Raw genomic sequence first — 3,029 nt, forward strand, 5'->3', positions numbered from 1 at the left:
CCCACGCCGCCCATGGCGGAAAGCCGCCCGCCGTGGTCTACTTCAACCAGATCGAAACCGACCAGCAGGCGCAGAGAGTAGCTTAAATCATCCCGGAAACTGTCCAAGGGATCGGGAGTAGCTCAGAATTTGCTGATCGACAGTACTGGGATCCGCTTTCGAGGTGATGGCGAATGGCTTTCGCGCAAGCATGGCGCGACGCGCAGACGAGAGTGGCTGCACGCTCGCATGACTTTCGGCACCACGTTGCATCAGGTTTCCGCAGCCGATTGCATTAGTCTTCGGCGCCGGGTTGCGTCAACTTCGGCGCCGAAGGGGGGCGAGGTTACAGACCGTCGAAACTAGCCTCGCGACGGCGCAGTGACTCGCCGCGCAGCTTGATGTGATGGCGGTCGCGCGACTGGCGGTCGAGGATCGCGTCTGCGATGACCGGATTGTCGATGAAGCCATGCCAATCGTTATAGGGGCGCTGGCCGACGATGATGGTCGACAGGGTCCCGCTTCGGTCTTCGATGATGTCGAACAGGATCGATTTCTCGGTTTCGCTCATCGCAACCTTCCCGAAGTCGTCGAGGTGAGCTGCTGTCGGTTTCGTGGACAGCGCGTTAAGCTAGCATAGCACGAGCCTCGAACTCCATGGGGCTAAGATAGCCCAGTTTCGAATGCCGTCTGCGCGGGTTATAGAAGCGCTCAATGTAGTCGAATACGTCTGCGCGGGCTTCGTCCCGTCCACGATAGACCTTTCGGTTGGTGCGCTCGATTTTCAGCGACGAAAAGAAGCTCTCCATCGCAGAATTGTCCCAGACGTTCCCGGCCCGGCTCATGGAACAAGTGATGCCATTGTCGGCCAGCAGGCGCTGAAACTGCTCGCTGGTGTATTGCGATCCCTGGTCCGAGTGATGTGCAGCAGGGCGTCCACCTTGCCGCGGCGCCAGACGGCCATCATCAGGGCGTCCATGACCAGCGTGGCATCCCTCTCGGCCTTCATCGACCAGCCGACCACACGGCGAGAGAACAGGTCCAGCACGACCGCGACGTAGAGCCAGCCCTGGGCTGTCCAGATGTAGGTAAAGTCAGCCAGCCACTTCTGGTTCGGGCGATCCGCTTCGAAATCGCGATCGAGGATATTATCTGCGATGATCGATCGTTCGCCATCGTCCCCAGGCTTTCCGCGCCGCTTTGGGCGTGCTTTCCATGCATTCTGGCGCATCAACCGCTCGATCCGATGGAGGCCGCAGATCAGACCCTCTTCAAGGACGTCATGCCAGACACGCCCGGCGCCATAGGTCCGGTCGCTGGCCTTGAAGCTCGTGTCGATGGCCGCGACGAGCTTCGCATCAAGGAGCGCGCGGTCACTGAGAGGGCGGTTCAGCCATGCATGGAAGCCCGAGCGTGAGACGTCCAGAACCTCGCACAGCCAGCTGACCGGCCAGATATGCCTGTGCTTCGCGATGAAGGCGAACCTCATGTCGCTTCCCTCGCGAAGTATGCTGCGGCCTTTTTTAGGATGTCACGCTCCGCCTTGAGCTTGGCGACCTCTTTCTTCAGGGCTGCGATCTCTGCCAACTCGGCACGCTGCTGGCCATTGCCAGGGAACGCCGTAACGGGTGCCGCCGAGGCCTCCCGCATCCATCGCCGCAGCATGCTCTCGGCCAGATCCAGATCACGGGCTGCCTGCGCCACCGCAACGCCCCGCTCCGTCACCAGCTTTACAGCCTCAAACTTGAACTCCTTCGTGAACTTCCGTCTCACCATGTCCGATCTCCGTTGCCTTGGTCACGATCTTATCTTCGTGTCCACGAAACCGGCAGCAGCTCAAGCGGCGAAGGCCCCCCGCCGACGGCTGCGGTCGTTGGATTAACGAGGTACGCACCGCTGCCCTCGTCGCAGGTGGTATGGCGACCCGCGCTCCGCTCGTGCCCTCCTGCAAGACCCGGCAGGTTTAGTGATCGGCTGACTTGCACCCTCCGCACAGGCGGATGGCGACAACGTCAGCGCTCCAGAACGGTTCACGGCACCGCAGGCAGCGGTTCCAGCCGACCGACCTCACCACGGCGGGCGGGGGCCGATCCAAGTCCAGCACAGGCTCGCGGTGCACCCCGCCGTTCCAGCGTCACGCCTCCGGTGCCGGTTCGTCGCGCGCGGTCTCGCGGCGGAAGGCGCGTCCGCCCGAATAGCTGATGTGCCGCTCGTCCGCGTCGTCCTGCACCGGGGCCGGTTCCGCGTTTGGCGCGGTGCTCAGCCATTGGTAGGGGCGGGAAGCGCGGTTCAATGCACACCTCCCATGAGTTGCATCGTGTCGTACACGTCCGCCAGCACGTCCGCGTCCTTGGTGGTTATGCCCACCTCAGCACAGGTCTTGCGGATTCTCTCCCGCCACTGGTGATGCGCGTACGGCGACAGTTGGTCGAACAGGTTGCCCTCGGGCAGCAACCCGAGAGACTGCGCTTCCCTGCCGCTCAAGGGCAGCACCTTCACGGTAAACGGGCGACGCCACCGCAACTGCGCTCCGCGTACTCGGCGCACCGCACGGCGACCTCGTAGGTGGTGATCGGTTCGACGTAGACGACCTTGCCGCAAGGTTCCGTAGATCCATGGTCTGGTCTGGGGCAGAGCGCCGCGGAACGGATGATCCACTTCCTTGGCCACCATAGGTCTCCGCTCGGCGGGGAAGAACGAGACTTGGATTTTCGATCCCTTGCGGTTCGATTCTCTTTCTTTCGGGGATCGAGTCGGGGGTGAGCGGCGGTTCTGCCGTGATTTCTTTCGTTGGCGTGTCTGTTCTCGCAACAATCGGTCGCCTGCGCCTCTGCGCGACATTTCCGCCCTTTGCGATGTTGGGCGTGGGGTCAATGAAAGCAGGGGGTTTTGGCAGGGGGCGCGAGAAATCGTCGAGAAAAGTGAAAAAGTCTCTTGCGGAGTCGGGAGGTGATCCGTAAATAGCCCCTCACCGAAGCGGAACACACCGCGCCGGTGGCCGGAAGGCGCCGCAAGGCACTGGAAAGCAAGCGAAAATTTGGGAACGGGTT

3 protein-coding genes and 1 pseudogene are annotated in these 3,029 nt (G+C 62.1%); all 4 read right to left on the reverse strand.

Translation table 11 applies throughout. From position 1 onward, the window contains the following. Window positions 1-325: 325 nt before the first annotated feature. The 4 genes and pseudogenes from EOW65_RS19725 to EOW65_RS19735 all read right to left on the reverse strand — a co-directional run bounded on the left by EOW65_RS19725 (window position 326) and on the right by EOW65_RS19735 (window position 2,649). A complete protein-coding gene (locus tag EOW65_RS19725) occupies window positions 326-601 on the reverse strand; it encodes an ATP-binding protein (RefSeq protein WP_276319614.1) in 276 nt (91 codons plus the stop codon). A gap of 4 nt (window positions 602-605) precedes the next feature. Continuing rightward, window positions 606-1,755: pseudogene (locus EOW65_RS19730) on the reverse strand (IS3 family transposase). A gap of 358 nt (window positions 1,756-2,113) precedes the next feature. Further along, the gene (locus EOW65_RS20055; protein ID WP_164880177.1) at window positions 2,114-2,272 is read right to left on the reverse strand and encodes a hypothetical protein; all 159 of its coding nucleotides are present in this window, start codon (window positions 2,270-2,272) and stop codon (window positions 2,114-2,116) included. Next, entirely contained in the window at window positions 2,269-2,649 is a 381-nt protein-coding gene (locus EOW65_RS19735) for a hypothetical protein (protein WP_128152377.1), read from the reverse strand. The genes EOW65_RS20055 and EOW65_RS19735 overlap by 4 nt, the downstream gene beginning before the upstream one ends. Between the last annotated feature and the right edge of the window lie 380 nt (window positions 2,650-3,029).

It is taken from the genome of Paenirhodobacter ferrireducens (genome assembly GCF_004022265.1).
GTDB lineage: Bacteria > Pseudomonadota > Alphaproteobacteria > Rhodobacterales > Rhodobacteraceae > Rhodobacter > Rhodobacter ferrireducens.